General features: G+C 44.2%; 27 protein-coding genes. 8 read left to right on the top strand and 19 right to left on the bottom strand.

Features of this window, described 5'->3' with window-relative positions; all coding sequences use genetic code 11:
• Window positions 1-26 precede the first annotated feature (26 nt).
• From ACTJKG_RS25130 to ACTJKG_RS25140, 3 genes are all read left to right on the top strand, one after another.
• Entirely contained in the window at window positions 27-488 is a 462-nt protein-coding gene (locus tag ACTJKG_RS25130) for an SPOR domain-containing protein (protein WP_440740716.1), read from the top strand.
• Window positions 481-1,665 carry a M20 metallopeptidase family protein gene (locus tag ACTJKG_RS25135; protein WP_440740717.1) on the top strand — a complete coding sequence of 395 codons (1,185 nt, stop codon included), beginning with the start codon at window positions 481-483 and terminating at the stop codon, window positions 1,663-1,665. The genes ACTJKG_RS25130 and ACTJKG_RS25135 overlap by 8 nt, the downstream gene beginning before the upstream one ends.
• Before the next feature lie 90 nt (window positions 1,666-1,755).
• The gene (locus ACTJKG_RS25140; RefSeq protein WP_440740718.1) at window positions 1,756-2,682 is read left to right on the top strand and encodes a hypothetical protein; all 927 of its coding nucleotides are present in this window, start codon (window positions 1,756-1,758) and stop codon (window positions 2,680-2,682) included.
• Window positions 2,683-2,686: 4 nt separating this feature from the next.
• Here the strand turns inward: ACTJKG_RS25140 and ACTJKG_RS25145 are convergent, their stop codons facing one another.
• A complete protein-coding gene (locus ACTJKG_RS25145) occupies window positions 2,687-3,697 on the bottom strand; it encodes an AraC family transcriptional regulator (RefSeq protein WP_440740719.1) in 1,011 nt (336 codons plus the stop codon).
• A gap of 263 nt (window positions 3,698-3,960) precedes the next feature.
• On the opposite strand from ACTJKG_RS25145, the gene ACTJKG_RS25150 reads away from it, so the two are divergent.
• Window positions 3,961-4,359, top strand: coding sequence for a nuclear transport factor 2 family protein (locus ACTJKG_RS25150; RefSeq protein WP_172335794.1), 399 nt, complete (start codon window positions 3,961-3,963; stop codon window positions 4,357-4,359).
• Window positions 4,360-4,470: 111 nt separating this feature from the next.
• Here ACTJKG_RS25150 and ACTJKG_RS25155 read toward each other — a convergent pair whose 3' ends face one another.
• The 13 genes from ACTJKG_RS25155 to ACTJKG_RS25215 form a co-directional block, all read right to left on the bottom strand.
• Window positions 4,471-4,779, bottom strand: a complete 309-nt coding sequence (locus ACTJKG_RS25155) for an isochorismate lyase (RefSeq protein WP_172335713.1) — start codon at window positions 4,777-4,779, stop codon at window positions 4,471-4,473.
• An 8-nt stretch (window positions 4,780-4,787) separates the two neighbouring features.
• Window positions 4,788-5,162, bottom strand: coding sequence for a hypothetical protein (locus ACTJKG_RS25160; RefSeq protein ID WP_440740720.1), 375 nt, complete (start codon window positions 5,160-5,162; stop codon window positions 4,788-4,790).
• A gap of 9 nt (window positions 5,163-5,171) precedes the next feature.
• Window positions 5,172-5,660: an OsmC family protein gene (locus ACTJKG_RS25165; protein WP_172335711.1), complete on the bottom strand. Its 489-nt coding sequence runs from the start codon at window positions 5,658-5,660 to the stop codon at window positions 5,172-5,174.
• Between the two features lie 175 nt (window positions 5,661-5,835).
• Entirely contained in the window at window positions 5,836-6,441 is a 606-nt protein-coding gene (locus ACTJKG_RS25170) for a hypothetical protein (protein WP_172335710.1), read from the bottom strand.
• 142 nt (window positions 6,442-6,583) lie between these two features.
• Window positions 6,584-6,988: a tautomerase family protein gene (locus tag ACTJKG_RS25175; RefSeq protein ID WP_440740721.1), complete on the bottom strand. Its 405-nt coding sequence runs from the start codon at window positions 6,986-6,988 to the stop codon at window positions 6,584-6,586.
• 82 nt (window positions 6,989-7,070) lie between these two features.
• The gene (locus tag ACTJKG_RS25180; RefSeq protein ID WP_440740722.1) at window positions 7,071-8,099 is read right to left on the bottom strand and encodes a zinc-dependent alcohol dehydrogenase family protein; all 1,029 of its coding nucleotides are present in this window, start codon (window positions 8,097-8,099) and stop codon (window positions 7,071-7,073) included.
• 103 nt (window positions 8,100-8,202) lie between these two features.
• Window positions 8,203-8,982 carry an N-acyl homoserine lactonase family protein gene (locus tag ACTJKG_RS25185; protein ID WP_172335707.1) on the bottom strand — a complete coding sequence of 260 codons (780 nt, stop codon included), beginning with the start codon at window positions 8,980-8,982 and terminating at the stop codon, window positions 8,203-8,205.
• Between the two features lie 20 nt (window positions 8,983-9,002).
• Window positions 9,003-9,971 (bottom strand): zinc-dependent alcohol dehydrogenase family protein, encoded by a 969-nt coding sequence (locus ACTJKG_RS25190; RefSeq protein ID WP_440740723.1) that lies wholly within the window; start codon window positions 9,969-9,971, stop codon window positions 9,003-9,005.
• Complete coding sequence (locus tag ACTJKG_RS25195; protein ID WP_440740724.1) at window positions 9,971-10,978, bottom strand: aldo/keto reductase; 1,008 nt, start codon at window positions 10,976-10,978, stop codon at window positions 9,971-9,973. Before ACTJKG_RS25195 ends, ACTJKG_RS25190 begins: the two co-directional genes overlap by 1 nt.
• 656 nt (window positions 10,979-11,634) lie before the next feature.
• Complete coding sequence (locus ACTJKG_RS25200) at window positions 11,635-12,537, bottom strand: helix-turn-helix domain-containing protein (protein WP_172335704.1); 903 nt, start codon at window positions 12,535-12,537, stop codon at window positions 11,635-11,637.
• A gap of 75 nt (window positions 12,538-12,612) precedes the next feature.
• Complete coding sequence (locus ACTJKG_RS25205) at window positions 12,613-13,059, bottom strand: nuclear transport factor 2 family protein (RefSeq protein ID WP_172335703.1); 447 nt, start codon at window positions 13,057-13,059, stop codon at window positions 12,613-12,615.
• An 80-nt stretch (window positions 13,060-13,139) separates the two neighbouring features.
• Complete coding sequence (locus ACTJKG_RS25210) at window positions 13,140-13,745, bottom strand: hypothetical protein (RefSeq protein ID WP_172335702.1); 606 nt, start codon at window positions 13,743-13,745, stop codon at window positions 13,140-13,142.
• Window positions 13,729-14,205: an RNA polymerase sigma factor gene (locus tag ACTJKG_RS25215; RefSeq protein WP_172335701.1), complete on the bottom strand. Its 477-nt coding sequence runs from the start codon at window positions 14,203-14,205 to the stop codon at window positions 13,729-13,731. The genes ACTJKG_RS25210 and ACTJKG_RS25215 overlap by 17 nt, the downstream gene beginning before the upstream one ends.
• A 170-nt stretch (window positions 14,206-14,375) precedes the next feature.
• On the opposite strand from ACTJKG_RS25215, the gene ACTJKG_RS25220 reads away from it, so the two are divergent.
• The 4 genes from ACTJKG_RS25220 (at window position 14,376) to ACTJKG_RS25235 (ending at window position 18,597) form a co-directional block, all read left to right on the top strand.
• The gene (locus tag ACTJKG_RS25220) at window positions 14,376-15,623 is read left to right on the top strand and encodes an RNA polymerase sigma factor (RefSeq protein WP_440740725.1); all 1,248 of its coding nucleotides are present in this window, start codon (window positions 14,376-14,378) and stop codon (window positions 15,621-15,623) included.
• 120 nt (window positions 15,624-15,743) lie between these two features.
• Complete coding sequence (locus tag ACTJKG_RS25225) at window positions 15,744-16,091, top strand: TfoX/Sxy family protein (RefSeq protein ID WP_172335700.1); 348 nt, start codon at window positions 15,744-15,746, stop codon at window positions 16,089-16,091.
• A gap of 124 nt (window positions 16,092-16,215) precedes the next feature.
• Entirely contained in the window at window positions 16,216-17,700 is a 1,485-nt protein-coding gene (locus tag ACTJKG_RS25230; RefSeq protein WP_440740726.1) for a T9SS type A sorting domain-containing protein, read from the top strand.
• A 195-nt stretch (window positions 17,701-17,895) separates the two neighbouring features.
• Entirely contained in the window at window positions 17,896-18,597 is a 702-nt protein-coding gene (locus tag ACTJKG_RS25235) for an NUDIX hydrolase (protein ID WP_172335698.1), read from the top strand.
• A gap of 372 nt (window positions 18,598-18,969) precedes the next feature.
• Here ACTJKG_RS25235 and ACTJKG_RS25240 read toward each other — a convergent pair whose 3' ends face one another.
• The 5 genes from ACTJKG_RS25240 to ACTJKG_RS25260 all read right to left on the bottom strand — a co-directional run bounded on the left by ACTJKG_RS25240 (window position 18,970) and on the right by ACTJKG_RS25260 (window position 26,502).
• Window positions 18,970-20,181, bottom strand: a complete 1,212-nt coding sequence (locus ACTJKG_RS25240) for an efflux RND transporter periplasmic adaptor subunit (RefSeq protein WP_172335697.1) — start codon at window positions 20,179-20,181, stop codon at window positions 18,970-18,972.
• A 1-nt stretch (window position 20,182) separates the two neighbouring features.
• On the bottom strand, window positions 20,183-24,559 hold the full coding sequence (locus ACTJKG_RS25245; protein WP_172335696.1) for a CusA/CzcA family heavy metal efflux RND transporter: 4,377 nt from the start codon (window positions 24,557-24,559) through the stop codon (window positions 20,183-20,185).
• Window positions 24,560-24,639: 80 nt separating this feature from the next.
• Window positions 24,640-24,954, bottom strand: a complete 315-nt coding sequence (locus tag ACTJKG_RS25250; RefSeq protein ID WP_172335695.1) for a DUF6660 family protein — start codon at window positions 24,952-24,954, stop codon at window positions 24,640-24,642.
• Window positions 24,955-25,032: 78 nt separating this feature from the next.
• Window positions 25,033-25,209, bottom strand: a complete 177-nt coding sequence (locus ACTJKG_RS25255; RefSeq protein ID WP_172335694.1) for a histone H1 — start codon at window positions 25,207-25,209, stop codon at window positions 25,033-25,035.
• 120 nt (window positions 25,210-25,329) lie between these two features.
• Window positions 25,330-26,502, bottom strand: a complete 1,173-nt coding sequence (locus ACTJKG_RS25260) for a chondroitinase-B domain-containing protein (protein WP_172335693.1) — start codon at window positions 26,500-26,502, stop codon at window positions 25,330-25,332.
• Between the last annotated feature and the right edge of the window lie 404 nt (window positions 26,503-26,906).

Genomic DNA, 26,906 nt, shown 5'->3' on the forward strand with positions numbered 1-26,906 from the left:
ATGACAGCTTAAAGAAAATTTACCAAATGAAAAAAGCAGTATTTGATCATCAAGCTAAACCAGCGGTTATCAGATACTGCATTTTTTTTGTGCTTTTCATAGCATCAACCCAGGCATTTGCGCAGCAAGCACGCGGCAGGGTAGAGGTAATTAGAGATCCCCTTGTGGATACGCTGATAGCCAAACGTTATGAGATGAGCAGTGCGAGCGGGATTTCCATTGCCTCTTCATCTTACGGTTATAGGGTACAGTTCTTCAGTGGCTCCAACCGCAAGGATGCTTACAACGCCCAGGCGCGCCTGCAAAGCGAATATCCAGAGCTGCGTACCTACATCATTTATAACGAACCCAATTTTAAGGTGCGTGCCGGCGATTTCAGGACCCGCCTGGAAGCGCAGAAGCTGATGCAGGAACTGCGTGCTTCATTCCCGAGCCTGTTCATCATCTCAGAAAAAATAAATCTACCCAAAACGGATACCAATGATTAAAGAACAAATACAGGAACTATCCCAAAAAATATTTAATGATGTAGTGGCTAATCGCCGCCACTTGCATACCAATCCGGAGCTGTCATTTCACGAACAAAAAACATCGGCTTTTGTAGCCGGCAAGTTAGACGAGCTGGGTTTAACCTACGAAAAAATGGCCGATACAGGCCTGGTAGCCTTGATCAAAGGTGATATGCCATCTGATAAGGTAGTTGCCCTGCGTGCCGATATGGACGCGTTGCCGATTACCGAAGCCAATGATGTACCTTACAAATCGCAAAACGTTGGCGTAATGCATGCCTGCGGTCACGATGCGCATACTTCATCGTTATTGGGTACCGCGCGAATCTTAACCGAGCTGAAAAGTCAGTTTGCAGGTACGGTAAAGCTGATATTTCAGCCTGCCGAAGAGAAACTTCCCGGTGGTGCCAGCCTTATGATTAAGGAGGGGGTGCTGGAAAATCCTAAACCACAGGCCGTATTGGGACAGCACGTAATGCCATTGATCGATGCGGGTAAAGTAGGTTTCCGCGCAGGCAAATATATGGCCTCAACCGATGAGCTTTATGTTACCGTAAAAGGTAAAGGCGGCCACGGTGCGCAACCACAACAAAACATCGACCCGGTAATTATTACCGCTCATATATTAACCGCGCTGCAACAGGTAGTAAGCCGTTTTGCCGATCCTAAAAGTCCATCGGTATTGTCATTTGGAAAAGTGATTGCCAATGGCGCTACCAATGTGATCCCGAACGAGGTTTACCTGGAAGGCACCTTCCGCACCATGGACGAAAAATGGCGCGACGAGGCCCATAAACGCATGAAAAAAATGGCCGAAGGCATTGCCGAGAGCATGGGCGGCAGCTGCGATTTTAACATTATGCGCGGCTACCCTTTCCTGATCAACGAAGAGGTGCTGACCGCCGCAACCCGTGGCCATGCCGAAGATTACCTGGGTAAAGAAAATGTACTCGACCTGGATATCTGGATGGCCGCCGAAGATTTTGCTTACTACTCGCAAGTAGCCGACAGTTGTTTTTACCGCCTGGGTACCCGTAATGAAAGCCGTGGTATTACCTCATCGGTACATACGCCAACTTTTGATGTGGAAGAGGACGCGTTTAAGATCAGCACTGGTCTGATGGCTTACCTGGCTATTAAACAGCTGGGAAACTAATATGTAAGTTCATTGGTTCATTTATTCAACTGGTTCATTAGTAAAAATGCGACCAATGAACAAATGGGCCAGTGAACCAATGAACTATCTATGAAAAAACTTCTGCTATTATTTATTTTCTGTATTATAAGCACTGTTACTTTCGCACAGCAGATCAAGCGTTTTAATCCGGATACCATTAAAACCATTGTTATCGACTCGCTGGTTGATATCAAATCGCACAGGTTAAACGCGCAGGATTTTATTGATGCCGTACTGGCCGATACCAGCTTTTACAAAGCGTTTCAAAACATGAAACGTTACGGTTTTACCGCCGAGAACCGCATTTTTACCTACGACAAAAAGAACAAGGTTGACGGTAAGATCTATCGCAAAATTATCCACAGCAACGCCGCCGGCAAGCACAGGATGGAATATGTAGCCAAAACGGATAGCGGCAACATGTTTAAAAAGAACGGGAAATACCAGCTGTATACGGTTGAGATGTTCGACTATATTTTCATGAATGCTTACAACTCGGATTTTACTAAGGGCGATGCCCTGCCAGGGGCGGGAGGGAAGAACGAATCCTATAAAGACAAGCTGAAGACGCTCATCTTCACTCCAGGACGCAGGGTAAAAGGTATCCCTTTCATCAGCAGCAAAACCGAGATATTCGCGGGTGATATGCGCGGGTATTATTATTATGAATTCGCGCGTGGTAAGTACCTGGATACCATCCCGGTTTACCGTTTCCGGGTGCGTTGCAAACCCAGTACGTCAGACGGTGACACTATGATCAAGGAGATGACTACCATATTTGATGAGCGCACTTTCCAGATCCTGGGCCGCTATATTGACATGAAATTCAGCAATATGTTTGTTGATTTTAATGTGCAGATGAACATCGAGCTCAACAGCTTTGAAGGCGAACTACTGCCTACCAAAATAACCTACCAGGGTAACTGGAACATCCCTTTCCACAAAGAAGAACGCGCCAGCTTTTTAATTGTGCATAAAGATTACAAAAAGGAATAAACGGTTAATTATAATTCTTTTGGTAAATGGCCGGGGTAATGCCTGTCCATCGTTTAAACGTGCGGGTAAAAGCGCTTAATTCGTTATAGCCAAGCATGTAAGAGATTTCCTTTACCGGATAAGAGCCCGCCTTTAAATAATTAATGGCCAATGATTTGCGTGCCCCATCGGCCACCTGTTGAAAGTTGATGCCTTCTTCCTTAAGTTTCCGTTGTAAAGTTCGCACACTGATGTTAAAGTTGGCTGCGATATCCTCCAATGATACGAGACCCAGGTAAGAATTGGCTATCAAATAATTGTGAATGCGGTTTCCGAGTGTTTGCTTTTCGGCCAGCGTATCTTTTAACGGGTTTACCTTTTGCAGCAGGGTTTGTTGTAGTTCGTAATTAGCGGTAATGATCGGCTCGTTCCAGTATTTTTTGTCGAAGGTAACGGTGTTCGTGGCTGCGTTCATAACCGGTTTGCAACGCATTACGCGTTCATATTCTGCCGGGTTATCAATCGGCCTGCCATAGCTAACAGCCCGCGGACTTATCTTTTTCATCATCAGCCCATCCAATTCATGTACTACAAAAACCATCAGCAGATCGAGCGTTTGTACCGATGTAGTGGAGCTTTGCCAATCGGGCGCTGTAGGAATAAATGCTACCGAAAATGTATCATCATTCTGCTGTACCTCCAAAGTAAAAGCCGTGGTGATTAAATGAGTTAATGACGCGGCAATGGTTAAAGCGGCGCCAACGGTTTCGCTGCTTTTAATGATCTCACCAACAATACCCAGCGCCGATAGCTGTAACGACTCGCCAAAGTGCAGGCCAAACAACGTATCCTTACTTAAATGGATAGCGTTGAGCCACAAGTCGCCGACTTGTTTGGGGGTGAACGGCTGTTTATCATTTTGCAACTGGGGCATAGATATATTTGATAAACGGCACAGTGTTCCGGCCGACAAATCGCGCTGTACGGCGTAAGCCAGTAAGCTTATCGTTAGTTTTTTAAGCTGGTCTTCCATCATATTTTGATTGCTGTACTAATGTACCTGTAGCAAATGGCTTCGCCAAAAAATGGCGTAATGTGATAAGTACATGTCGTGTAATGGTAAGTTATGAGCAGTGTCTCCAGCCGACCTTTGGTTTATCAAAATGAAAGGAAAACACCATGAGGCTATTCAAAGCAAAACATTTATCTGTCAAACTTACCGGGGTACTATGTCTGTTGGCTACCTCCGGTTATAGCCAGGCACAATTAACCCATACTATTCATCAAACAACAAGTAACATGAAAAACGAAGCAAAACAAGTAGTAACCAATTTCTTAAACGCCGTACAAGTAGCCGATATTGAGCAGCTAAACGCCCTGTTGCATCCCGATGTACAATGGAGCCAGCCCGGCAACAGCCGCATTTCTGGCATCAAGCACTCCAGTAACGAAGTGTTCCAGATGGTAGGGAAGATGTTTGAGCTATCGGCCAATACGCTAAAGCTTACGGATATCAAATCTATCTGTGTTAGCGGTAACAAAGTAGCCTGTTTGCTGCACTGGAATGCCGCCCAGCCCGCCGGTGGTATTTTGGATGTGGATAATATTGATGTGTACACGGTTGAAAACGGTAAGATCATCAAAGTAGAAGTATTTACTGCCGATGAATCCAAAGAAGAAATGTTTTGGGGCGATTGAGATAGTTGTACAATTTGTTATATACGGAGACGCATCACATGCGTCTCTTTTTGCATTGTACGTATCATATGATCAGAGACTCATGTAGTGTGTATCTACAAAATAAGAATCTTAATGATTCGCCTTCCAGGTTTTCAATTCCTCGGCAATAAAATGGTTTACCAGGTCGGCGTACATTTTCTCTATGGCATCGGGGCAAAGCCCTTCGGCTTGTGCCCATGATCTTCTTTCGGCGAGCATGGCTTTAAAGCGCTCTGGTGAGGCTACATCTGTTGGGTTTCTTTTGAATTTGGCTGCTGCCTGCACATATTTAAATCGCCGGCCAATCAACGCAATCACCAGTCGATCTATGGCATCAATTTCCCGCCGTATATCGGTCATGTCCCGGCATTCTTCCGGTTGGTTACTGGTGGTGGTCATGTTCCTATTTATAATGACTTAGCCTCGTTGTAATAAAACTTCTCCTTTTTTACCCGGCCGTTCTCCCATTGCTGTACCGAAATTTCGGTTCTGTATATAAGTTTCTGGTCTTCCTTATTCTTATTGGTAATGGTCATTTCATACTCGCTAAAAACCACCTGGTTTGCCTCATCAATAGCCTGCTTGGTTATCACCAATGCCAGCCCAAACTTACCCAACAGAAATTTTTCGCGGCTTATACAGTTTTGTTTCCCGGTGGTTGGGACGGCTTCGTTTTCCTGTAGTTCTACCTCTTCGGCATAAAATAGCTCCATAGCCTTTACCGTCTGATCGGTAGTGATTAACCGGTTAAAAACTTCAACTTTATCTTTCAGTTCGTTCATAATGATGTTTTATACGGCCAGGTCTTCTTCCGCTAACACCTGATAGCGCGGTTCATGCAGTATCGGGAAATTGCAGGAGTTAGCAATAAAACACATTTTATTAGCCTCTTTGTGCAACTCATTGGCCTTGTCTATCATTGCTCCGTCGGTAACGGTGATCAACGGTCTTAGCAGGATCACGGTAAAGCAACCACTTCCGTTTGTGTTTTCGAGCATTACGCCTTCGGCGCTGTCTTCATAGGCCGTTACCACAACACCGGCTGTTGTGCATAAATGCAGATACCACAGCATATGGCATGATGAAACCGCAGCAACCAACAGATCCTCAGGACTATGTTTTGACCGGTCGCCACGGAAGTTCGGGTCGGATGAACCGAGAATGCACTGCTTACCATCAATGTTGATCTCGTGACATCGTTCATAAGCCCGGTAATCTTTGGTCCCACAACCCGTATTGCCGGTCCATGTTACGGTTGTTTGATAATGATGATTTTTCATTGGTATAATTATTCGTTAATAAGTTGTTTTTCAACAGTACTCGTGAGTGCTTCGCAATTTGTTTTTTAAAGGTAATGAAGCTATCATGAGCTGTATTATACATTCCGGTTGAAGAGCTTAGCTCATGATGGTTTCATAGATATAATATAAAGCAGGTTGGCCTATTATAAATTCCTTACCTGTTATTATTTTTAATTAAGTTGAACGCATTAACCAGCATGTAAAAACCATAAGCAGAAGTGGCCAAAGCCACGCCGATACCCATGATAGTTAAAGCAAATGCCTGCGTATATTGATGACCGGCCGTTATAATAATACCACCGATAGCTACCAGACAAGTCCATGTAGCCAAATAGTAATCAATTTTTCTGTTGAACACTTTGGCCATCGGGTAAAAGTGTAAACCAACGATCAGGGCAATGGCAGGTAAAGTATACTGTTGATATCCCGTAACCAACAAGATCACCGAAACAACGGGTATGGCAGTGCCTTCGATGCCAAAAATGATCCCGAAGCGGGTAGCCATCATTTTACCTTCAGCGGCATCACTATCGCTGGTAAACTTCGGAAATCTTTGTGCTGCTATCAGTACCACAATGCCATACATCACAAAGGTGATACTAAAAGCCGAAAAAAGGATCAACACCACGTGATGGTCATGCCGTTGTAGGCCACCCTGCGCTATGCCCGCCCACATCATGGTAAAAAGCGCCATGAGCAGTAAGCCCCCACCAATACTGCGAACGGCTATTCTGGGTAAAATTTGTGCTTCTTTTGTCATGGCTTCCAATTTTTTTACGCAGGTTAGTTACAAAGAGATACAACAAACGGGTTGCTCTTTACAAAACTGCAATTATCAGATCGTAAAAAATTGTATAAAAACGACAACTAAGCAACTGGCGACCGTTATTATACGGGATATTTTACTCCGCAGCTTTTATATGGCTCAGGTTTTGAATTTTACCTTCACCGAATGACCAGTTTTCTTTACCGCCGTTTTCTACCAGGGTTATAATCACATCGTTGATCAGTACCGGGGTTTCGGCTGCTATTTTACCGGCAATGGCTGCGTATAGTTTTTCTTTTTGCTGATAGGTGCGGCCCGAGCCTGCAGTTATTTGCACATACACCATATTGCCACTGTGTGTTATGCCAAGGTAGTTTTTGGGGTAGTATAATTGCGATGCCTCCAGTTCTTCAATAACATGGAAGTAATCGTCAAGGGGCACATTAAATTCAGCCATTAATGATTCATGTACCGCCTTAGATATTTTATCCTTGGCATCAGCAGCCAATGTTTTCAATAAGCTTATTCGTACAAAAGGCATAAAACTAAATTATGGATAAATATTATACTAACTTATTTCAGATAATTTTTTTAGCATTTTGTTACTTCATAATGACAAAAGCTTACTCATTTAGCACGATAATTACCTTGCCTAATTGTTCACCTGCCGCTACATAATGGAATGCCTCTTTTACTTGTTTAAACGTATAAATTTTATCAATAACCGGTTTAATGACGAATACTTCGATGGCCCGGTTCATGGCTTCAAAGCTTAAACGGCTGCCTACAAAAATTGGTCGTATGCTAATCATTTTAACAAACAAGGGGGCAAGCACGCTTTTTAAAAGCACTGTTGAATTGTTCAACACTCCCGCGCTGCTTACCAGCGTAATTTCGGCGCCAAAGCCTGCTGATTTTACCGACTGTTCAAACGTGTCAATACCCCCGGTTTCTATCACCCGGCTCACGCCATTACCCCCTGTTAATTCTTTTACCTGCTGATGCCAGTCGGCATGGGTAGTATAGTTGATCACCTCATCGGCACCCAGGTTATGCAAGGCTTCAAATTTTGAATCTTTTGATGTTAACGCGATAATGCGGGCCCCCATCATTTTTGCAAACTGAATGGCAAACACAGCCACGCCGCCGCTACCAATGGTAAGTACTGTATCGCCAGCCAAGACCGGCTTTGGCCCTGTTAATGCCGACCACGCCGTTAGAGCCGCACAAGGCAATGTGGCTGCTTCTTGCCAACTCAGGTTAGCAGGGATACTGACCAGCCAATCTTCGTTCAATATTACATACTCGGCAAGCATGCCATCCAATGTACAACCCAACTGATCGATAATATCCATATCAATTTGTCCGTCGCGCCAGTTGGCAAAATAATTACCCGCAACACGGTCGCCGGTTTTAAAACGGGTAACCTGGGCGCCGGTAGATATTACTTCGCCCACGCCATCGCTCAGGGGTATAATGCCTTGTTTAGGGGGCAGCGGGTAAACCTGGTTGAGTATATAAATATCCCGCCGGGCAATGGATACGGCTTTTACTTTGATTAAAACCTGATTTGGGCCTGGTGTTGGTACAGGACGTTCGGTTAAGGTAATCCCGTCGATAGAGCCAAAATTTTCAATAATATACGCGTTCATGGTGTTTTTGTTTGATGATGTAAACCTACCCTGGTCAACACACCAAACAGCAACCATTTCACGACAGCGATTTACCACTTCGCGACAAAATGGACCCCGATAATTAATAATACTCCGGGTATACTTTTATGGCTTTGGCCTGCTTTTCATCATGCCCAAAAATGGGAAAGGCGTCATACTCCGCGGCGGTAGTCTGTATTTTTTTTAATGACGCGGCCGCCAGTTCCGGATCGGCAGCAGCATAAGGCGCATTGTTCCTGAAATTAGCTTCTGTGAGCGCCGCATCGATACAAAGCAGCACATAGCCTGAACTTGCCGTATTGATCAGTATCGACTGATGGCCGGGGGAATGACCGGGTGTTGATATCAGGCGGATGTTATCGCAAAGCTGATAGTCGCCATCAATTACCTGATAGTTCAAATCCTTAATTCGGCATGCCGGTGGCGAATAATCATCATCATCTAAAACAGTGAGTTCTTTTTTCTGTACCAGAACTGGCGTTTGGGTTTCCAAAAAATAAGGATTACCTCCGGAGTGGTCGCTATGAAAATGGGTAGCTATTACCAGTTTGATATCCTCGGGCCGGTAACCTACTCGTTTAAGTAGTTCGGGCAAGCGATGTTCTTCCTTCATGTGCATATACAAAAGGCCATCGAGCGGCGTGCCCTTGTAATAATCTGGATTGTTGAGGAAAACTTCGGCAAAGCCCGTGTCTACCAGGATTGGCCCGTCGGTGGTATCCAGTAAATACACGCAAAGCGGCGAATAAAGCATTTGCGGGTTATCGGCCCCCAAATCAGTATTAAAGAAAAACGCTTTTAACATCCCATGACCTGCCGGGATGATATATAACTTATTTACTGCAAGATCTTTACTTAGCATACATTGGTGTATTGAGATGTTTAAAATTTAAACAACACTTTTCCTTCTTTTTTTGTCTCAACAGCGGTTTTGATGGCTTCCTGGTAATCATCAAGCGGAAAGCTTGCGGCGACTTCCATTTTAAAATCAGGATGGCCAATAATGGTTACCAGCGATTGTATAATACCGGACTTTTGTTCGACTGTTTTGCTTTCCAGATAGGCCCTGATACCAAAGCCGTTGATGGATATATTTTTGTAAAGTACATCGGCGCCATAAAGCTGTATAGGGTCGGTACTTAAACGGCTGTAAATAATTAACTGGCCGCCAGGTTGGAGGCATTTTAAAACATCGCAGCCGGTGTTGCCACCCACCGCGTCCAGAGCCACATGAGCGCCTTTGCCATCGGTTATCTGCTGCACATATTCAACCAGGTTGTCTTTACTTATATTGGTCACATGGGCTCCATAAGATGTTAAGGTAGCTGTGTTTTTATCATCACGTACGGTAGCTATCACATTGATGCCGCGCAGTTTAGCCATTTGTATGATGAGTCTTGATACAACGGAACCACCTGCGGTGATCAATAGCCAGTCGCCGGCCTTCAGATCAGCCCGCTCCAGTAAACCCCAGGCGGTAATAGGGTTGAGGGTAAACTGGCTGGCTTTATCTACCGGAAAATCATTGGGCAATACCAGCACATCATCTTTTGACAACAATACATACTCGGCCCATGCATTGCGACTGAAAAAAGATACCAGAGTGCCAACCGGTAAGTCGACACCCGGGCCTGTACTTTCAATAATGCCGGCCCCTTCCAGCCCAGCTATTTGCGGAAACTCGGGCTTAAACCGGTATGTACCACTGATGAAGAAAAAATCTGAAGGATTTATAGGGCAGCCCAAGGGCTTTACAATTACCTGGTTGGCTCCTGGAATGGGTTTCTCAAATTGCTTTAATAACAGCACATTTTGAGCCTCGCCTGTTTCTTCAAAATAAATGGCTTTCATTACAGGTTAGTCAATTTTAAAGAAGCTTCATTGTAACGACCACCGGTATCCGGGTATTTTAGCAACAAGGCGCCTATTTCTTCTAAATCAGCCGCGGACAGTTTCACATCAACAGCGCCGGCATTTTCCTGTAGATATTTACGTTTTTTGGTACCAGGTATTGGTATAATATCATTGCCCTGTGCCAATACCCAGGCTAAAGCCAGCTGTGCCGGGGATGCGTTTTTTTGTTGGGCAATATCGGCAAAGGCATGCGCTAGTTTTTGATTGTTGTCCCAATTATCGTCGCTAAAGCGAGGCAGTGTCCTGCGGAAATCATCGGCAGCTAATTCGTCTTTACTTACCGCATTGGTCACCAGGCCACGAGCCAGCGGACTGTAAGGCACTAATGAAATATTCAGTTCGCGCAGAGTAGAAAGGATCTCACCTTCTACTTCGCGGCTCAGTAAAGAGTATTCGCTTTGCAAGGCGGCTATAGGGTGAACGGCATGTGCCTTGCGGATGCTGGCTGCAGATGCTTCTGATAAACCCAGGTAACGCACTTTGCCTTCTTTAACCAACTCGGCCATCGCACCAACCATTTCCTCAACGGGAACGTTAGGGTCGATGCGGTGAGCATAGTACAGATCGATGGTGTCGATACCTAAACGTTTCAGGCTTCCCTCCACAGCGTTTTTGATATGCGCGGGCGATCCGTCGAAATAAACATTTGAGTTTCCGCTGCCGGCATAAGGAGCATTCGGGTCGCGGTACCTGAACCCAAATTTGGTTGCGATGAATACTTTATCCCGATTGGTTTTAAGTACCTTTGATATCAGTTCTTCGTTTTTGCCGTTGGCGTACATATCGGCAGTATCCCAAAAGTTGATACCAAGGTCGAGCGCCAGATTAAGCGTGGCTATTGATTCTTCATTATCTACGGGGCCATAGGCAAAGCTCATGCCCATGCAACCCAGGCCAATGGCCGATAGTTTTTCGTTTGTATTTCCCAAATTTCTGTATTCCATGGTATTTCTGTTTTGATAATACAAATATATGGACACAATAACTGCACCGTTTACACATATCAAACCAAAACCTATAAAATTCAAACAATGCGCCTTACCTAAATCCTCTCCAAAGAGTAATAGCGCATGATTAGACATTTGCCAAGAAAGGCTGTCATGCTGAGCTCCGTCGAAGCATGGTGGGCAGGCCTCTGCGCTTGACCCTTCGACGGCGCTCAGGGTGACAGCCCCTTTTTGCGATAGTATTGATGTATCTGTTTAACCATGGGCTATTACTCTCCAAAGGAGAGGGCTTCAACGCTCCTTCTTATAAGGGAGCAATGTAATTAAGTTAGGGTTTTATGTAAACCCCATCGGGGTTAAAGCTTTGTAGAAAAAACGATTTCTGGGTCAGTACCGTAGGTACTGCACTCAGGTTGCATACCTACGGCATGCTAAATCTTATGCTTTTGCTTTCTACAAAGCTTTTACTCCTCCGGAGTACTTTTAACCCCATCGGGGTTAAAGCTTTGTAGAAAAAACGATTTCTGGGTCAGTGCCGTAGGTACTGCACTCAGGTTGCATACCTACGGCATGCTAAATCTTATGCTTTTGCTTTCTACAAGCTTTTACGCCTCCGGAGTACTTTTAACTGAGGAGAATGTGAAGCCCTTAATTTAAACCCGGTAGGCTTTTGGATTGAGCGCGGTTTGTTTTTTGAAGAAATTGTTAAAGTAAGCCGGATATTCAAAACCCAGGCTATAGGCAATATCGGCCACGTTCCAGTCGGTATAGCGTAGCAGGGCTTTGGCTTCTTTGGCCACACGTTCGGCAATATGCATGCTCGTAGTTTTGCCGGTGATTTCTTTTACTGCCCGGTTCAGGTGGTTTACATGTACCGATAAGCGATTGGCATAATCGGCAGGAGTACGCAGCTTCAAAGCATAGTTGGGCGAATCAATAGGGAACTGGCGCTCCAGTAACTCCATAAATAAGTTGGCTATACGCGATGAAGCATTACTGTGCTTGAAGAAATTATCGGCCGGTTTTAGTTTAAGTGCTTCATGTACAATAAGGTTTACGTAATTACGGAGCAGATCGTATTTGTATATATAATCGCTATCGATCTCATCCAGCATTTTGCAAAATATATCGCTGATGATCGTTACCTGTTCATCATTAACAAAATAAACCGGGCTACCCCCCACATTAAATAACGGCGAATCGATAAAGCTTTCGCTGCGGTTGTTGCTGCTGATAAAGTCCTCGGTAAAGAGGCAAAAATAGCCTGTTTGCTCAACCGGGGCTGCCTCCCAGGAGTAGGGGATGGTTGGGTTTGAAAATACCAGGGCGCATTTATCAAACGTGATGCCCTTATCGGCATAATACAAAGTACCGCCACCAATGCTTAGCGATATTTTATAAAAATCGCGGCGGTGATAGCTAGTAAGATTATGGCAGATCTCGCCCCTCGGGTATACATTGAAATGTCCGGCGCCACGCTGATTATCGCCCGGGAGCTTCATCTTCATGCCGGGATGACCTTCATAAAATTCTTCGATTGTTTCGGTAGGCTGCATACTCAAAGTTATGAAATTCAAATAAGCACGAAAATGGCCGCACTTTATATGCAGCCATCACCATAGATTTTTACATTAAGATTGCAGCTTGGCTAACCGTTCTTTGGCCCGTTGGGGCAGTCCGGTATTACCGCTTTGCTTATCGTAGTTTAATTGAAGATGAGTGACCAGCCAAACGCCGTTTCGTTTTTCCAGTTTGGTATGATAAGATCCGGAAACTGTCCACACATCATCGTCCAGAAAATGGTCGGCCTTGCCTACATAATCCGCGTCGGCCTGGTTGCCGTGCAATTTTACCCTGAACTCGGAAATCTGGTGATGCGTAGAGTCAAAGCCCGGCATAAAATGCGACCACAGATCTGTAATTTCCTGAGGAGTTTGTACAGAAGGTTCACCGCCTATCATCGAAGTATAGTCGTACAAAACAGTTTCTGCCATTACGTTGTGCACTGATTCCCAATCGCGGTTATCAACGCTTTTGAATAAATGTGTAATTGCCTGTATTATTTTGTTACCTTCCATAACCCCTTAGATGTTAAAATACTGAATTTGTTTCAAACTTAAGCCTAATTAATTAATAATTTATCAATATAGGCAGTATATCATTCCAGATGCCCCGTTTGAGTTAACTGATCGTTAATAGTCTGTAGTTTTTCGATAATAGCCGCCCATTCGGCGCGTTGTTTTTTAATTTTCCGCGGTATTAGGTAAAAATAAGCGAAAGCCATCCATGCGAATAAACAAATATACACAACACTTCCCCAAATAACACCCATTTTTATAGCCGGCCCTATCATAAACAGAGTTACGCCTATGGATAACGTTATGATATACAATTTTAATACCTTAGTTTGAATAAACTCCTGTTTCCGGTTGATAGCCAATAGTTTTTTTAAATAAGCAAAACTATCTACCTCTGTATGGCTTTTGAACAGATCTATTAATAAACCGTTTGAAATTACCAGATAGCCTACAAAGCCAATAATTACAAGCGTACCCCCCATAAGCGTGGTGATCTGGTGGTTGCTCCAGCACAGAAAAAGGATATAATAAATAGTTACTGCTATCAGCACGCCATTTGTCCAAAGTAGTTTATTTCTGGCCTTTTTCTTTAACCGTCCGGCTTTTTTAATAACCTCCTTTATATCGGGTTTAACATCAACATGCTGTTGCTGCCAAAGCGCTTTAAAATCAATATTGGTGCTCATACTTTTTAAATTTTTGTGAGAGCTTTTCTTTTATGCGGTAAACTTTTACCCTGATGTTGGTTTCGGAAAGGCCTACTATAGTGGCTATCTCGGCTTGTTTAACATCCTCCAGTTCCAATGAAATAATAATACGATCGATCTCGGGTAACTCGGCAATACATCGGTACAGCAAAGCTACCTGATTGCCGGTATCTGGTGGTGGTTTATCTTCCAGTTGAACAGGCATTTCGCCTTTGGGCATTTTACTTTGCTTTTCCAACTGCCTTAAACAATGGTTGGACGCTATACGATATATCCAGGTACCCAGGGCCGATTCGTTACGAAACTGCGATAGCTTTTGCCATACGGTAATAAATGTTTCCTGCGTAACATCCTGCGCCCAGCCATGATCGTTCATATACCCCATGCACAGGCGGAATATCTTGCTGTAATAAGTATCGTATATTTCTTCGAATGACATATTTTGAAACTCCCTGGGCCAGTCCGTATGCGTTGTTAGATACGGGCTTTTTTAAAATGCTACACTTGTATAAAAGTATTAATGATAGATTGTAAAGTTTGTGCCATGCTTTTAAAAGTTTAAACAGCAGTGCAGAAATTCCGTTTATATTAGGATCCTGATAAACCAATATGGCTGCCGATATCAATAAACAAGAGTTATTACCCCATTTATTCCGTACCGAATACCGTAAAATAGCCTCGGTGCTTTATAAGCATTTTGGTTTTGAATACCCCGAAATTGCCGAAGATATTGCCAGCGACACTTTTTTAACAGCATCGGAAGTATGGAGTTTAAAAGGCTTGCCCGATAATCCGGTGGCCTGGCTATATACCGTGGCCCGCAACAAGGCCAAAGACCATCTGAGGCGCGACAAACTGTTTGCCCAAAAAATAAGGGGCAACTTGCAGGCGGCTTATGAAGGTAGTGAAGAAATGGTGATCGATCTGTCGGACGAGCACATCCGTGATAGTCAGCTACAATTGATGTTCGCTATTTGTCAGCCGATACTACCACCCGAAGCACAGATAGGCCTGGCGCTTCGCATCCTTTGCGGTTTTGGTATTAACGAAATAGCCGATGCATTTTTATCCAATAAAGAGAGCATCAACAAAAGGCTTTTCCGTGCGAAAGAAAAACTGCGTGAGGAAAATGTAAAGATTGAGTTTCCGCCACCGTCGCAGATCGGTACCCGGGTACAACCTGTTTTAACAACCCTTTATCTATTATTTAACGAAGGCTATTATTCCAGCAGTAAAGACACTACCCTGCGTAAAGACCTTTGCCTGGAGGCATTGCGCCTGGCCGTTTTATTAACCGAAAACAAAAGCACCAATTTGCCCGATACCAACGCGCTTATTGCCCTCATGTGCTTTCATGCCTCGCGTTTTGAAGCACGTACCGATGAGCATGGCGAAATGATACGCTATGATGAACAGGATACCAGCTTATGGAACGCCGAGCTGATAGCAAGGGGGAATGATTACCTGAACCGGGCATCGCACGGTGATCAATTAGGCAAATATCACCTGGAGGCGGGCATTGCCTACTGGCATACCATCAACACTGATACGCCCCAAAAGTGGGAGAATATATTACACTTATATAACGGCCTGCTGCAAATCGCGTATTCGCCTATTGCAGCGCTAAACCGAACTTATGCCCTTTTTAAAGCCCGGGGCAATCAGGAAGCTATAGCCGAAGCCGAAAAGCTGCAGTTGGGTGACAACCATTTATATCATGTGTTACTGGGACATCTGTATACCGGGGTTAACCAGGATGAGGCTATAAAACATTTACAGATCGCGCTGAAACAGGCCAAAACAACTACCGAAAAGAACCGGATACGCAAGGATCTGCAAAAATTGGAGCAGTTTTAAAAAAGAATCAAGATATTAGAATCAAGAATCAAGAGCTGATTTAAATGCAGCCAGTGATGCGATGATTAGCCCCTTGGTTTTAATCTTGATTCCTGACTCTTAATATCTTGACTCTCCATTATGGCATACGACGAATTGTTAGCTAACCGCATCCGCGAGGCTCTTAGCGATCAGGGGCAGGTTGATGAAGTAAAAATGTTTCAGGGCCTATGCTTTATGGTTAACGATAAAATGTGTGTTTGCATTCGCGATAAGGATATGTTATGCCGCATAGGTAGGGAACAGGCCGCTATTGCGCTGGAAAACGATAATTGCCGCCAGATGGTAAATGGCAACCGGGTAATGAAAGATTTTGTTTTTGTGGAAGCGGAAAACCTGCAGAAGATAAAAGATTTTGACCATTGGATAAGTCTTTGTCTGCAATTTAATAAGATCGCAAAACTATCCAAAAAGAAGAAAAATAAGTAAAATATTCGTAATATTATACTAAATAAACTAAACCTAACTTGCCATGAAAAAAATCTACATTATTTTATTCTTTTTATTTCTGGTTCAAATTGTCAAGGCTCAGGATCGTATAACGGGAGGAAATATGACTGATCAAACACATGCTATTGCCTGTCCCGGGTCAACCGTGCAGTATGGCTTTATTCACCAGGGTACCCCTTATAGTTTTTATAAATGGAGGATTACAAAAGGTAATGTAAGCGGGCAGACACAAGTATGTACCGCACCAACAATAAGTGTTACCTGGGATACAAATATGAGTAATGATGGTATGCTGGAGGTTTTTCCAATTACGGGCAGCTGCAATACAGCCATAAGCGGATCGCCGGTTGCTGTTTTATATATACAGAAATACGTTTATCCAGCCGGTTTTGCCAATGGCGGCACCAATGCATGTGACCAGGCCATCGCCCCGTTGAGTTGTGGAGTGGCCCAAAACATATCTATAACATTTTGGCTACCAGTGTCTTATTCAAACTATAATGATAATCTCTGGTCTGCAGTTAATTCAAGTAGTACTATTTCACTGCCCACCGGTTGGTCTGTAAATAGTGTTACCCGAAACACTAATGCTACGTGTATTAACACAGATTATGCACGTGTAACCATATCTGTACATACGGATGGTGTGCATGCGGGCAATGTTAAATTTAGGGTTAAAAGCGCTTGCGATGGTGGTTATAATGGTTACGGTGAATGGACAACATCACCCTCCCTCAGTTTTCCTCCTATTGATCTGACACAAAACAATCCGAATCTTATATTTTGTAATTCAACAAGTAGCAATACGGTAACTGTTTCATCAACCAAGGCGACATCGTATAGCTGGTCAGTGCCTCCCGGTTATCTGGTCAATGGCTCGGGCACCAGCGCTACAACCGCTTCAAACTCTGTAACGATAACAAGCCCAACGGCAACGGCCAACGGCGCCGTAACAGTTACTGGTTTATCAGGATCTTGTGGCAATTCAAACCCGATAAGCATACCCTTATATTTTGGGACTCAAGTACCCGGCCTGGTTTCTTATGGTGTAAATGCTCCTCCCGGTCGTTTTTCGATATCTGTAGACCCGGTACTAAATGCTACATCTTATAATTGGTACGTAAACGCAGTTTATAAAGGCAATACAACCCTGCCTCGCATAGTTTTGCCCATAAACGGTAATTTAGCATGTGGAAACGATTATTATTTTGCCGCGGAAGCAGTTAGCACCTGCGGTACATCTGCGCAATCATATACTTTAGCACCCGATCCGTTAGCGTGTGGTAGTGGCAGCGCTAATTTTACTGTCTACCCTAATCCTTCAAATTCCGTACTAAATGTTTCTTACAATCCAACCAACACCGCCAGTAATCAAAGTAAAATAAAAGAACAGGCATCATCGTCAGATCAACACAATGATTTCTCGACAACATTGTATGATGACAAAGGGAAAGTTTTACTTTTTTCTTCCAAGAAAAATGGAGGAACATTAACAATGAATATTCAGAATATTCCTGATGGCATATATTACCTTCATATAAAAAACAGCAATCAAACCATCAGGAAGCCTATCTTTATCAAACATTAATTCACAAGTCGGTTTAAAATACGCCACATTAATCGTTTAATAAACAATTAATGTGGCGTATCAAAATCACAGACCTTACTTTATTTTTGCAATCAATATTTGTCCTTTTATTTTTTTTCTTGGAAATCCTTTTATTTATGCTTATATCGAATGTAATTCTATATTTGTTTTTTATTATAATTCGGATTATATAAGATGCTAAAATACTCTAAACAGACCAGGTTACTGCTGGCTGTGGACTGCATTATTTTTGGGTTTGACGGAGAGGTTTTAAAACTATTACTGATCAAGAGAGGATTTCAGCCCGAGAAGGGAAACTGGAGCCTGATGGGTGGTTTTGTGCAGGGCAATGAAAGTATTGATCAGGCAGCAAACCGGATCCTCAAACAATTAACCGGGCTGGAAGGTGTATACCTGGAGCAGCTTTATACTTTTGGCGAACCTAACCGCGACCCTATGGAACGTACTGTTTCTGTAGCCTATTTCGCGCTTATTGATATACAGAAGTATCAAACCCAGATCAGTTCAGACTATCATGCCGAATGGTTCCAACTCAAGCGTACCCCCAAATTGATATTTGACCAGCAGGAAATGCTGGAGCAGGCCAAAAAGCGCATCCGTTATAAGGCCGCTATGCACCCTATTTTGTTCGAGCTGCTACCTACTAAGTTTACCATTCCGCAGTTGCAAACACTTTATGAATGTGTTTTTAATACCACCATTGATAAGCGCAATTTCAGCAAAAGGGTATTGGCAACCGGCTTGTTGATTAAGCTGGCCGATAAGGATAAAGCGGGCTCAAAAAGAGGCGCGTATTATTACCAGCTTAACATGCAAAATTACTACGCCAAGTTCCAGGCTTTCATGAATTTTATCCCAAACCCGGATACGCTATAATTTAATATGTATACTTTTTAAAGTTTTTTAATTAGAGACTACTCTTTTTAAGAAATGAATAAAAGTGATTTCTACAATTATTAGCTGTAAAAGGTAATTTAAGGATACTCTGGAGGAATAAAAGCTTTGTAGTAAACAAAGAGAATAAACATTTAGCATGCCATTTGTGTGCAGTACCTACGGCACTGGATTTTGAGCTGAATTTTTCTACAAAGCTTTAACCTCGATGGGGGTTGAAAAATTCTTTTGCTTCCGCGAGATTAGCGTATCTCGTGGATGGCATGATTAAAGCTTTCAGCTGAAAGCTGAAGCCATGCATACCACGGGCTGAAAGCCCGCGGCAGCTGAGCTATTCTTATTTAGGCCAAATAATTAATCATCATCCGATCCACCTTCGGCTTTTGATTCCAGGTAGAACGCTCCTTTTAGTGCCGCTTTGGCATTGGCGGGTAAATTGCTCATGGGTTTAATTTCTATATAGCCCAATTCCATTACACCGGTTGCTACTTCTGCTTTTTTAAAGCTGTAACTGGTTGTTTTACCTGCGCCTGTTTGTTCGTTGGTTACGATGTAAATGTATTGTCTGCCGCTTGAGCGAACCACCGCTTCAACCGGCACTGCCGGTACCATGTGGCTGCCTATATTGATGAGGGCGGTAACATACATTCCCGGGATCAGGTTTTTGTGCTGCCGGTTATCGATCTCAGCATGAACAATAACGCCTTTGCTTTCGTTCTCGAACGATTTGTTGATACCATTGATCTTACCTGTGATCATCATATCGCCCTGGTTGGTGAGCTGAAAATTTACTTTTTGACCAAGTTTTACCTGCATCAGGTCTTTTTCAAAAACGGTAAGATCACAATGGATCTTGGAGTTATCAACCACCTCCATAATCGATGTACCCGGCTGAACATAAGCCCCGGTGTTGGCAGATATTTTACCTACGGTTCCGGTAATGGGCGAAACCACCGGGAAACTGGAAACAATATTACCGCTGTTGATCCTGCCAGGATTGATACTTAATTGTCTGAGCTGGCTTTCAAAAGCGTTGATGCGCGAAAGCTCCGCATTATAGGTAGCCTGCGCCGATTGAAATGATTTGCCGGTTCCAGCGCCTGCATCCTGTAACTGGCGTTGCCGGTTAAACTCTGCCTGTACATAAGTAAAATTGCTTTTTGCAGCCAAGTAATCCTGCTGTATTTTGATAAGGTCCTGATTACTGATGGTAGCCAGCACCTGCCCGCGTTTTACCTGCTGCCCCTCGAGCACGCTGATATGGCCGATAACCCCACCTGAAAGGATGCTCACATCCGCCTTGTTTTGCGGCGGAACGGCCAGCTGACCGTTTGCTTTGATCACCGCGTCGAGATTCTTTTGCGGGATAACACCTACTTCAATACCCACATTTTTCATTTGTGCTTCGGTAAGTATCAAGTTATCCGGTTTGACAGCTTTTACATTGGCAGCCTCCTGCGGGCTGTCATTTTCTTTTTTTGCCGAATTGCCCGAACAGGCAGCCAGCAAACCGGCACCCAAAATAATCAGTACCGGTATAGCATATTTATATTGTTGAGTTTTCATTTTATTTCCCTTTGATATATTGAATTTGTATAGCCGATTGATTCAGGCGACTCACTGCGTCGAGGTAAGCCAACCGGGTTTGTATAGCCGCGGATGTATTCTGGATGTATTCGATATAGCCTATCTCGCCCAGATTGAAGGATACCTGTGCTATTCGTAATTGCTCATCGGCTTGCTTTAATCCACCGGAGGTGTAATAATCCACCGCCTGTCTGAATTTTTGATATTGCTGCAGTTCCTGTTCATATTGGGTGCTGAGTTGCTGACGGGTTTGGCGGTAATTGATCTCGGCCACCTGTGCCCCCAGTTTTTCTGACCGGATACGCGCCGTATAAGCCTTACTGAAAACTGGTACGGCAACCCCCACCTGGAAACCACCAATGCGTGTACCCGGCGAGTAGCTCCGGTTGATATTGGCCGGATTGAAGCCAGCAATAAGCAGCTGCTGGTTATAGCCCAAAGTAAAATCGGGCATCAATCGCGATTTTTCAACGGCCACTTTTGCCCTGGCCACCTCAATCTGCTGAAGTCCCATGCCTACCTGCGGGTTATCGGCCACATTAGCGGCATCAGACCGCAGATCAAGCAGTATCGGTAAGGCGCTTTCGCTTACCGTCACAGGCTCATCCATATTCAATAATTGCTGGAGGGCCAATTCATTACTGCGCAGATCAGCTTGGGTGCCGATCCGTATCGCTTGAATCTCCTGGTATTTATTACGGGCGCTGATCACTTCCAGAGCGGATGTTTCGCCGGTTTTGCGCCGAATCTCCGCCTTTTTTACAAAGCCTGAGTAGATGCTGTCCTGGTGGTCCAAAACCCGCAGCATTTCCCGGTTCAGGAGGTAAGCATACCAGGCACTACGTACCTGTTTAATGATATCGGCACGGGTTACAGCGCCCGAGCTTTCGGCCAGTTGAGTTTGCCGGTTCAGCAGTTTTCGTTGGTTTTTGTACAATCCCGGCCAGGCAATGTTTTGGGTTACGGCGATACTGTTATCAATGTTACCCCCACTGGTAGGATCCTGCGTAAGCAGAAACTCGGTCTTGGGCAAATCGGCCGATGATTTTTGTAGAGCCCGGGCCTGCTCAACCGATAGCCCGGCAGATCGCACTTTCAGATTTTGATTTAATGCTTTGGCTATCGCGCTATCCAGTGTTAATGGTGCGTTTTGCTGCGCATTTGCTTTGGGTGCACCGGCTATTGCCAGCATGCCCATGATCAAAATAGTTAACACTGCCTTGGGTAGTTTTATTTTACTTACCTCTTTCCGGTTAAATAGCAGGTACAGGCAAGGCAATACAAACAGGGTTAAAAACGTGGCAGTAACCAAGCCGCCTATCACTACGGTAGCCAGTGGTTTTTGCACTTCGGCACCCGCACTTGATGACAGCGCCATAGGCAGGAAGCCCAGCGAAGCAACAGAGGCCGTCATCAGTACGGGGCGCAGCCGTGTTTTGGTGCCTTCGAGTACACGATCGTAAATATTGCTCATGCCTTCTTCTTTCAGTTGATTGAAATAGCCAATGAGCACAATGCCATTGAGCACCGCTACACCAAACAGGGCAATAAAGCCAACCCCCGCCGAAATACTGAACGGCATTCCGCGAAGCAGTAATGCTGCTACACCACCCATAGAAGCCAAAGGTACAGCCGTAAAAATGAGCAGGCTTTCCTTAACCGAGCGAAAGGTAACATACAGCAGCACCAGTATAAACAACAAAGCAGCAGGCACGGCAATAGCCAAGCGGCTTTTTGCCGCCTGCAGATTCTGAAACTGCCCGCCATAGGTCATATAATAACCACCGGGTAATTTTATCCGGTTAGCCAGTTTATTCTGGATCTCGGTTACGGTTGATTCCACATCGCGGCCTTCTACGTTGAAACCTACATAGATACGGCGCTTACCATCCTCGCGGGATATCTGGGCCGGGGCATCTTTGATACCGATATCCGCCACCTGGTTCAGCGGAACTTTATTGCCCGAGGGGAGTGGGATGAGTAGGTTCTCCACGTTGGCAATGTTTTCGCGCAGGTTGCGGTCCATGCGCACCACCATATCAAAACGTTTTTCGCCCTCAAATACCACACCGGCCACATTGCCGGCAAAGGCGGTTTTGAGTATCATATTCACATCGCTGATATTTAAGCCGTATTGGGCCATCCTGTCGCGGTTATAGGCTACCTGGATCTGAGGCAAACCGATCACTTTTTCGATATAGGGCTCGGTTACACCTTTTACTGTCGATATCTCTTTTGCGATCTTGCCAGCCTCATCAGCCAGTACATCCAGGTCTTCGCCATAAATCTTAATGGCAACATCCTGCCTGATGCCGGTCATCAATTCATTAAAACGCATTTGCATGGGTTGCGAGATAGAGGCATGGATACCGGGAATTTCCTCCAGTACGGCTTCCATTTTTGCTGACATTTCTTCCCTGGTCGCGGCGTTTTTCCATTCACTCTTTGGTTTCATCGCCAGCATCATATCTGCTTTTTCAATAGGCATAGGGTCGGTCGGTATCTCCGAACTGCCTATCCGGGTAACCGCTTGTTTGATCTCCGGGAAACGAGCTTTCAATAATTTCTCGGCCTTTCCGAAGGTTTTAACCACTTCGGAAAGTGAGGTGCCCTGCATCATCGAGATCTCCACGGTGAGGTCGCCTTCTTCCAGTGTAGGAATAAATTCGCCACCCATGCGACTGAATGCCCATATCGAGATACCAAATAATATAAAAACCACCACAACGATAAGCGTTTTTACTTTCAATACAGCCACCAGCGCGTGCTGATAAATACGCTGTAAAAAAGTGATGATACGATCTGAAATATTGGTTTTGTGTACCGTGTTTTTGCTCAGGAACAAGGCGCTGGCCATCGGTACATAAGTAAGCGAAAGGATGAACGCACCCAAAATGGCAAAGGCCACGGTTTGCGCCATCGGCCGGAACATTTTACCTTCGATACCGATGAGCGACAATAGGGGGAGATAAACGATGAGGATAATGATCTGCCCGAAAGCCGCCGATTTCATGAGCTTGCCAGCGCTGTTTTGTACCTCCGTATCCATTTGTTCGGTACTCAGCTTTTCGATAGTATTATTTTGGTAGCGACCGCTCGTAATGTGATGCACCACGCTTTCCACAATAATTACCGCGCCATCCACAATAAGTCCGAAGTCGATAGCTCCTAAACTCATCAGGTTGCCAGAAACATTAAACAGCCTCATCATCAGAAACGCGAACAACATAGCCAGCGGAATAACCGAAGCCACCACCAGGCCTGCCCTGAAGTTGCCCAACAGGAGCACCAGCACAAAAATAACGATCAGCGCACCCTCTAATAGGTTACGCTTTACGGTACCGATGGCCCGGTTAACCAGTTCGGTGCGGTCAATGAAAGGCTCAATGGTTACACCCTCGGGCAATGATTTTTTGATCTGCACCATGCGCTCTTTTACATTTTTGATCACCTGGCTAAAGTTTTCGCCTTTGAGCATCAAAGTAACACCGGCAACAACTTCGCCTTCGCCATTCCGGGTTACTGCGCCGTAGCGGGTGGCACTGCCAAACTGCACCATGGCAATATCGCGTATTAAAACGGGCGAGCCTTTTACATTTTTTACAACAATCTTTTTGATATCATCCAGTGATTTTACCTGCCCCAGGCCGCGGATAAAGTAAGCGTTGTTGAGTTGCTCGATGTAGGAGCCGCCTGTGTTTTCGTTGTTTTTTTGTAGAGCGGAGTACACATCGGGTATAGTAAGTCCCAGTGAATTGAGCTTGTCGTTATCCAGCGCAACTTCGTATTGTTTAACAAAACCACCCCAGCCACTTACTTCGGCTACGCCAACTGTACCAGCTAATTGTGTGCGTACCAGCCAATCCTGTATGGTCCGCAGATCGGTAGCTGTGTACTTTTGCTCATAACCCTTTTTGGTATGGATCACGTACTGATAAATTTCGCCAAGGCCGGTAGTTATTGGGGCAAGTGTGGGCTGACCAAGATCAGTTGGTATACTGCTTTCGGCTTCTTTTAACTGGGCAGTTACCTGCTGGCGTGCCCAGTATATATCAATATTGTCTTTAAAAACCAGGGTTATAACGGAGATGCCCGAACGGGAGATAGATCGTTTTTCAACTATCCCGGCAATATTGGCCATGGATAGTTCAATAGGAGCAGTAATAAACTGCTCCACTTCCTGTGCACCCAGATTGGGTGCCTGCGTAATGATCTGTACCTGGTTGTTGGTAATATCAGGCTGCGCGTCGACCGGTAAATGGGCAGCGGAATAAATTCCGGCAATCACCAGCAACAACGTCATGATTCCGATAGTTACCTTGTTCCGGATAGAGAACGCGATAATATGATCAAACATGAAATTTTATTAAATTAATGCGACAATCCATGCCTCGTCATTGGTAATGACAGGCAAAAAAAATAAAAAGGAAATTCGAATTAACTTAATTGCGGCGGCTGCCAGATTGCTATATCCTGCTCAGATAAGGCAGGGATGATGAGATCGGGATATGGAACAAAAGTGTTTTGCTGAAAGGTTGGAACTTGCGCCTGTGAGTCGATATCCCGAACGCTTGAACAGCAGGAGCAGGAGCAAAGCGGTGTGCAGGCTTCGCGGGTGCAATCCTTATTGCCATCATGAGCCTGCCTGATGGTCAGGTGTGTTTGAGCCCATGCCGCATCGTCCCTGTCCTGGCACGGCATTACCGACAGGAGGGAGATGTATAAGCTTATGATGATGGCGATATATTTCATCGGGCACAAAGTTAGGCTATTTAGGGCAAACAAAAAACCCCGACCAATTTGGTCGGGGTTTTTTAAATCGTTGTTTGATTATTGAGCGTTTTTTTTCTCAGTTACTTCTTTACGAATATCGCTCGCTAAAACTTTTAAAGCCTGCATAGCATTCCTTAAACGGGTACCGGCAGCTTTGTTACCTTTTTCATAAAAACTGGCAGCATCAGCTTCGGCCGCAGCGATTAATTCTTTTAATTTTTGAAAATTTTCCATAATTATTATTTGAGCTGGCTAAACTAAAAAATTTATGCAAATAAAATACCTGAACTTTGTTTCTATCGACATCAAGTTCAATAAAGTGTTCTTAGGTTAACATTTATTTAAAACGAACTATCATTCTTTGATCGTTTGACCGCAATCGGTAAAAATATTATCACCAATTGTATTGTCAAAGGGTGCCACATCCTGTATTACCCGCGATGGGTAGCGTGTAGTATTAAACTTGCCCGTCCAATCGGCATTTTTGTTATCTCCCACCAGTATTCCTGTAGCGGCTTTTTCGATATGGTTATTTTTAATAACACAATTGCTGGCTGCTATGTAAAAGCCAATCTCCGATTTCCCCCTGCCCATACCGTACATCAACCTGATGCCGGTTTTAACATTGCTGATGGTATTATGAGTAATGATATGACCTGTGCCGTTAATGCGTATGCCGCCGGTGCCGCCATTAATTACATTGCTATCAATCACACAGTCGTGCCCGCCGCGCATAACCAGTTCGCCCTCACAGTTTTCAAAATAGTTATGGATATAACTATTGCCAGAACTTTTATTGCTGATCACTTCGGGTTCGCCATTGCAATTGATAAAACGATTGTAACGCACTATAGATTTGGCAATGGAAGTTCCCAACAATACCGGATCCTGACCTATCTGCACGCATTCGCCGCCATTAAATACCTTCCAGTTAACCTTTGCCTTGTTTTCAAATATATTATTTTCTATAAGGGTATTTACCGGGCAAGCCTCTTTGGTGATCTTTATTTGTAGTTCCTGGTTATCGATGTTGGAGATAAAACGGCAACTGTCTACCCGGTTGTGCTGCCCTGTACCAGATACAATAACCAGTGGCGTAAACTGGGCTTTAGCCGCGTTTTGTGTAAATAAGCATTGTGTTAAACGACAGTCTGTGGAATTTTTAAATTCTACCAATACACCGACTTTTCCATCGGCTTTAAGCACATTGCAGCCCTTAAAAATTAAACCCTGTAATACGATATAACTCCCGGATATTTCGAATACCGACTGATCGGTATCGCCTGTAAATATCACCTTGTCGCGGGTTTCTGCGCGAATGCTTAAAGGGTGAGCTGCGTTAGCTACGGTCGGCACCTTTACGGCCCAGCCGGTATAAGTACCATTGGCGATGATGATTACATCTCCTGCGACCGCCTGTGAGACTGCAGTTTTAAACTCTTCCTGTGAGCGAACGGTAAAGTTTTTGCAAATGGCTGCCTGGCTGAACAGCAAAGCCAATAATATAATTAATGTGTTTTTCTTCATGTTTTAATTGGTGTATGGTTGGTGAATTTCACCAATAAATAACCAAAAAAATATAGACTTATACAGGATTATCTACGAAAACGATTGCGGTACCGGGTGCTGAATCAGTATTGGGAAACAGATTTTTAATAGAAACAAAAAAGGCTTTACAAGAAATTGTAAAGCCTTTTTTCAAGGTGGAGAATATCGGAGTCGAACCGATGACCTCTTGCATGCCATCAAAACTGGTCAACGGTTAAATAGGTTTTAATTATAATTCGACTCTTTGATTATCAATAAGTTAATGGTTCGGCTCTTGTTTCGCATTCGCCATTTTAAACCCTTTAAAACTACTTTTGGAGGTACGTGAGAGGTCTGTGAAAAATAAATCAGCTTTCATGGTATTTTAACTTCTCTGAAATACC

It is taken from the genome of Mucilaginibacter sp. 22184 (genome assembly GCF_052045695.1).
In the GTDB taxonomy this organism is placed as follows: Bacteria; Bacteroidota; Bacteroidia; order Sphingobacteriales; family Sphingobacteriaceae; genus Mucilaginibacter.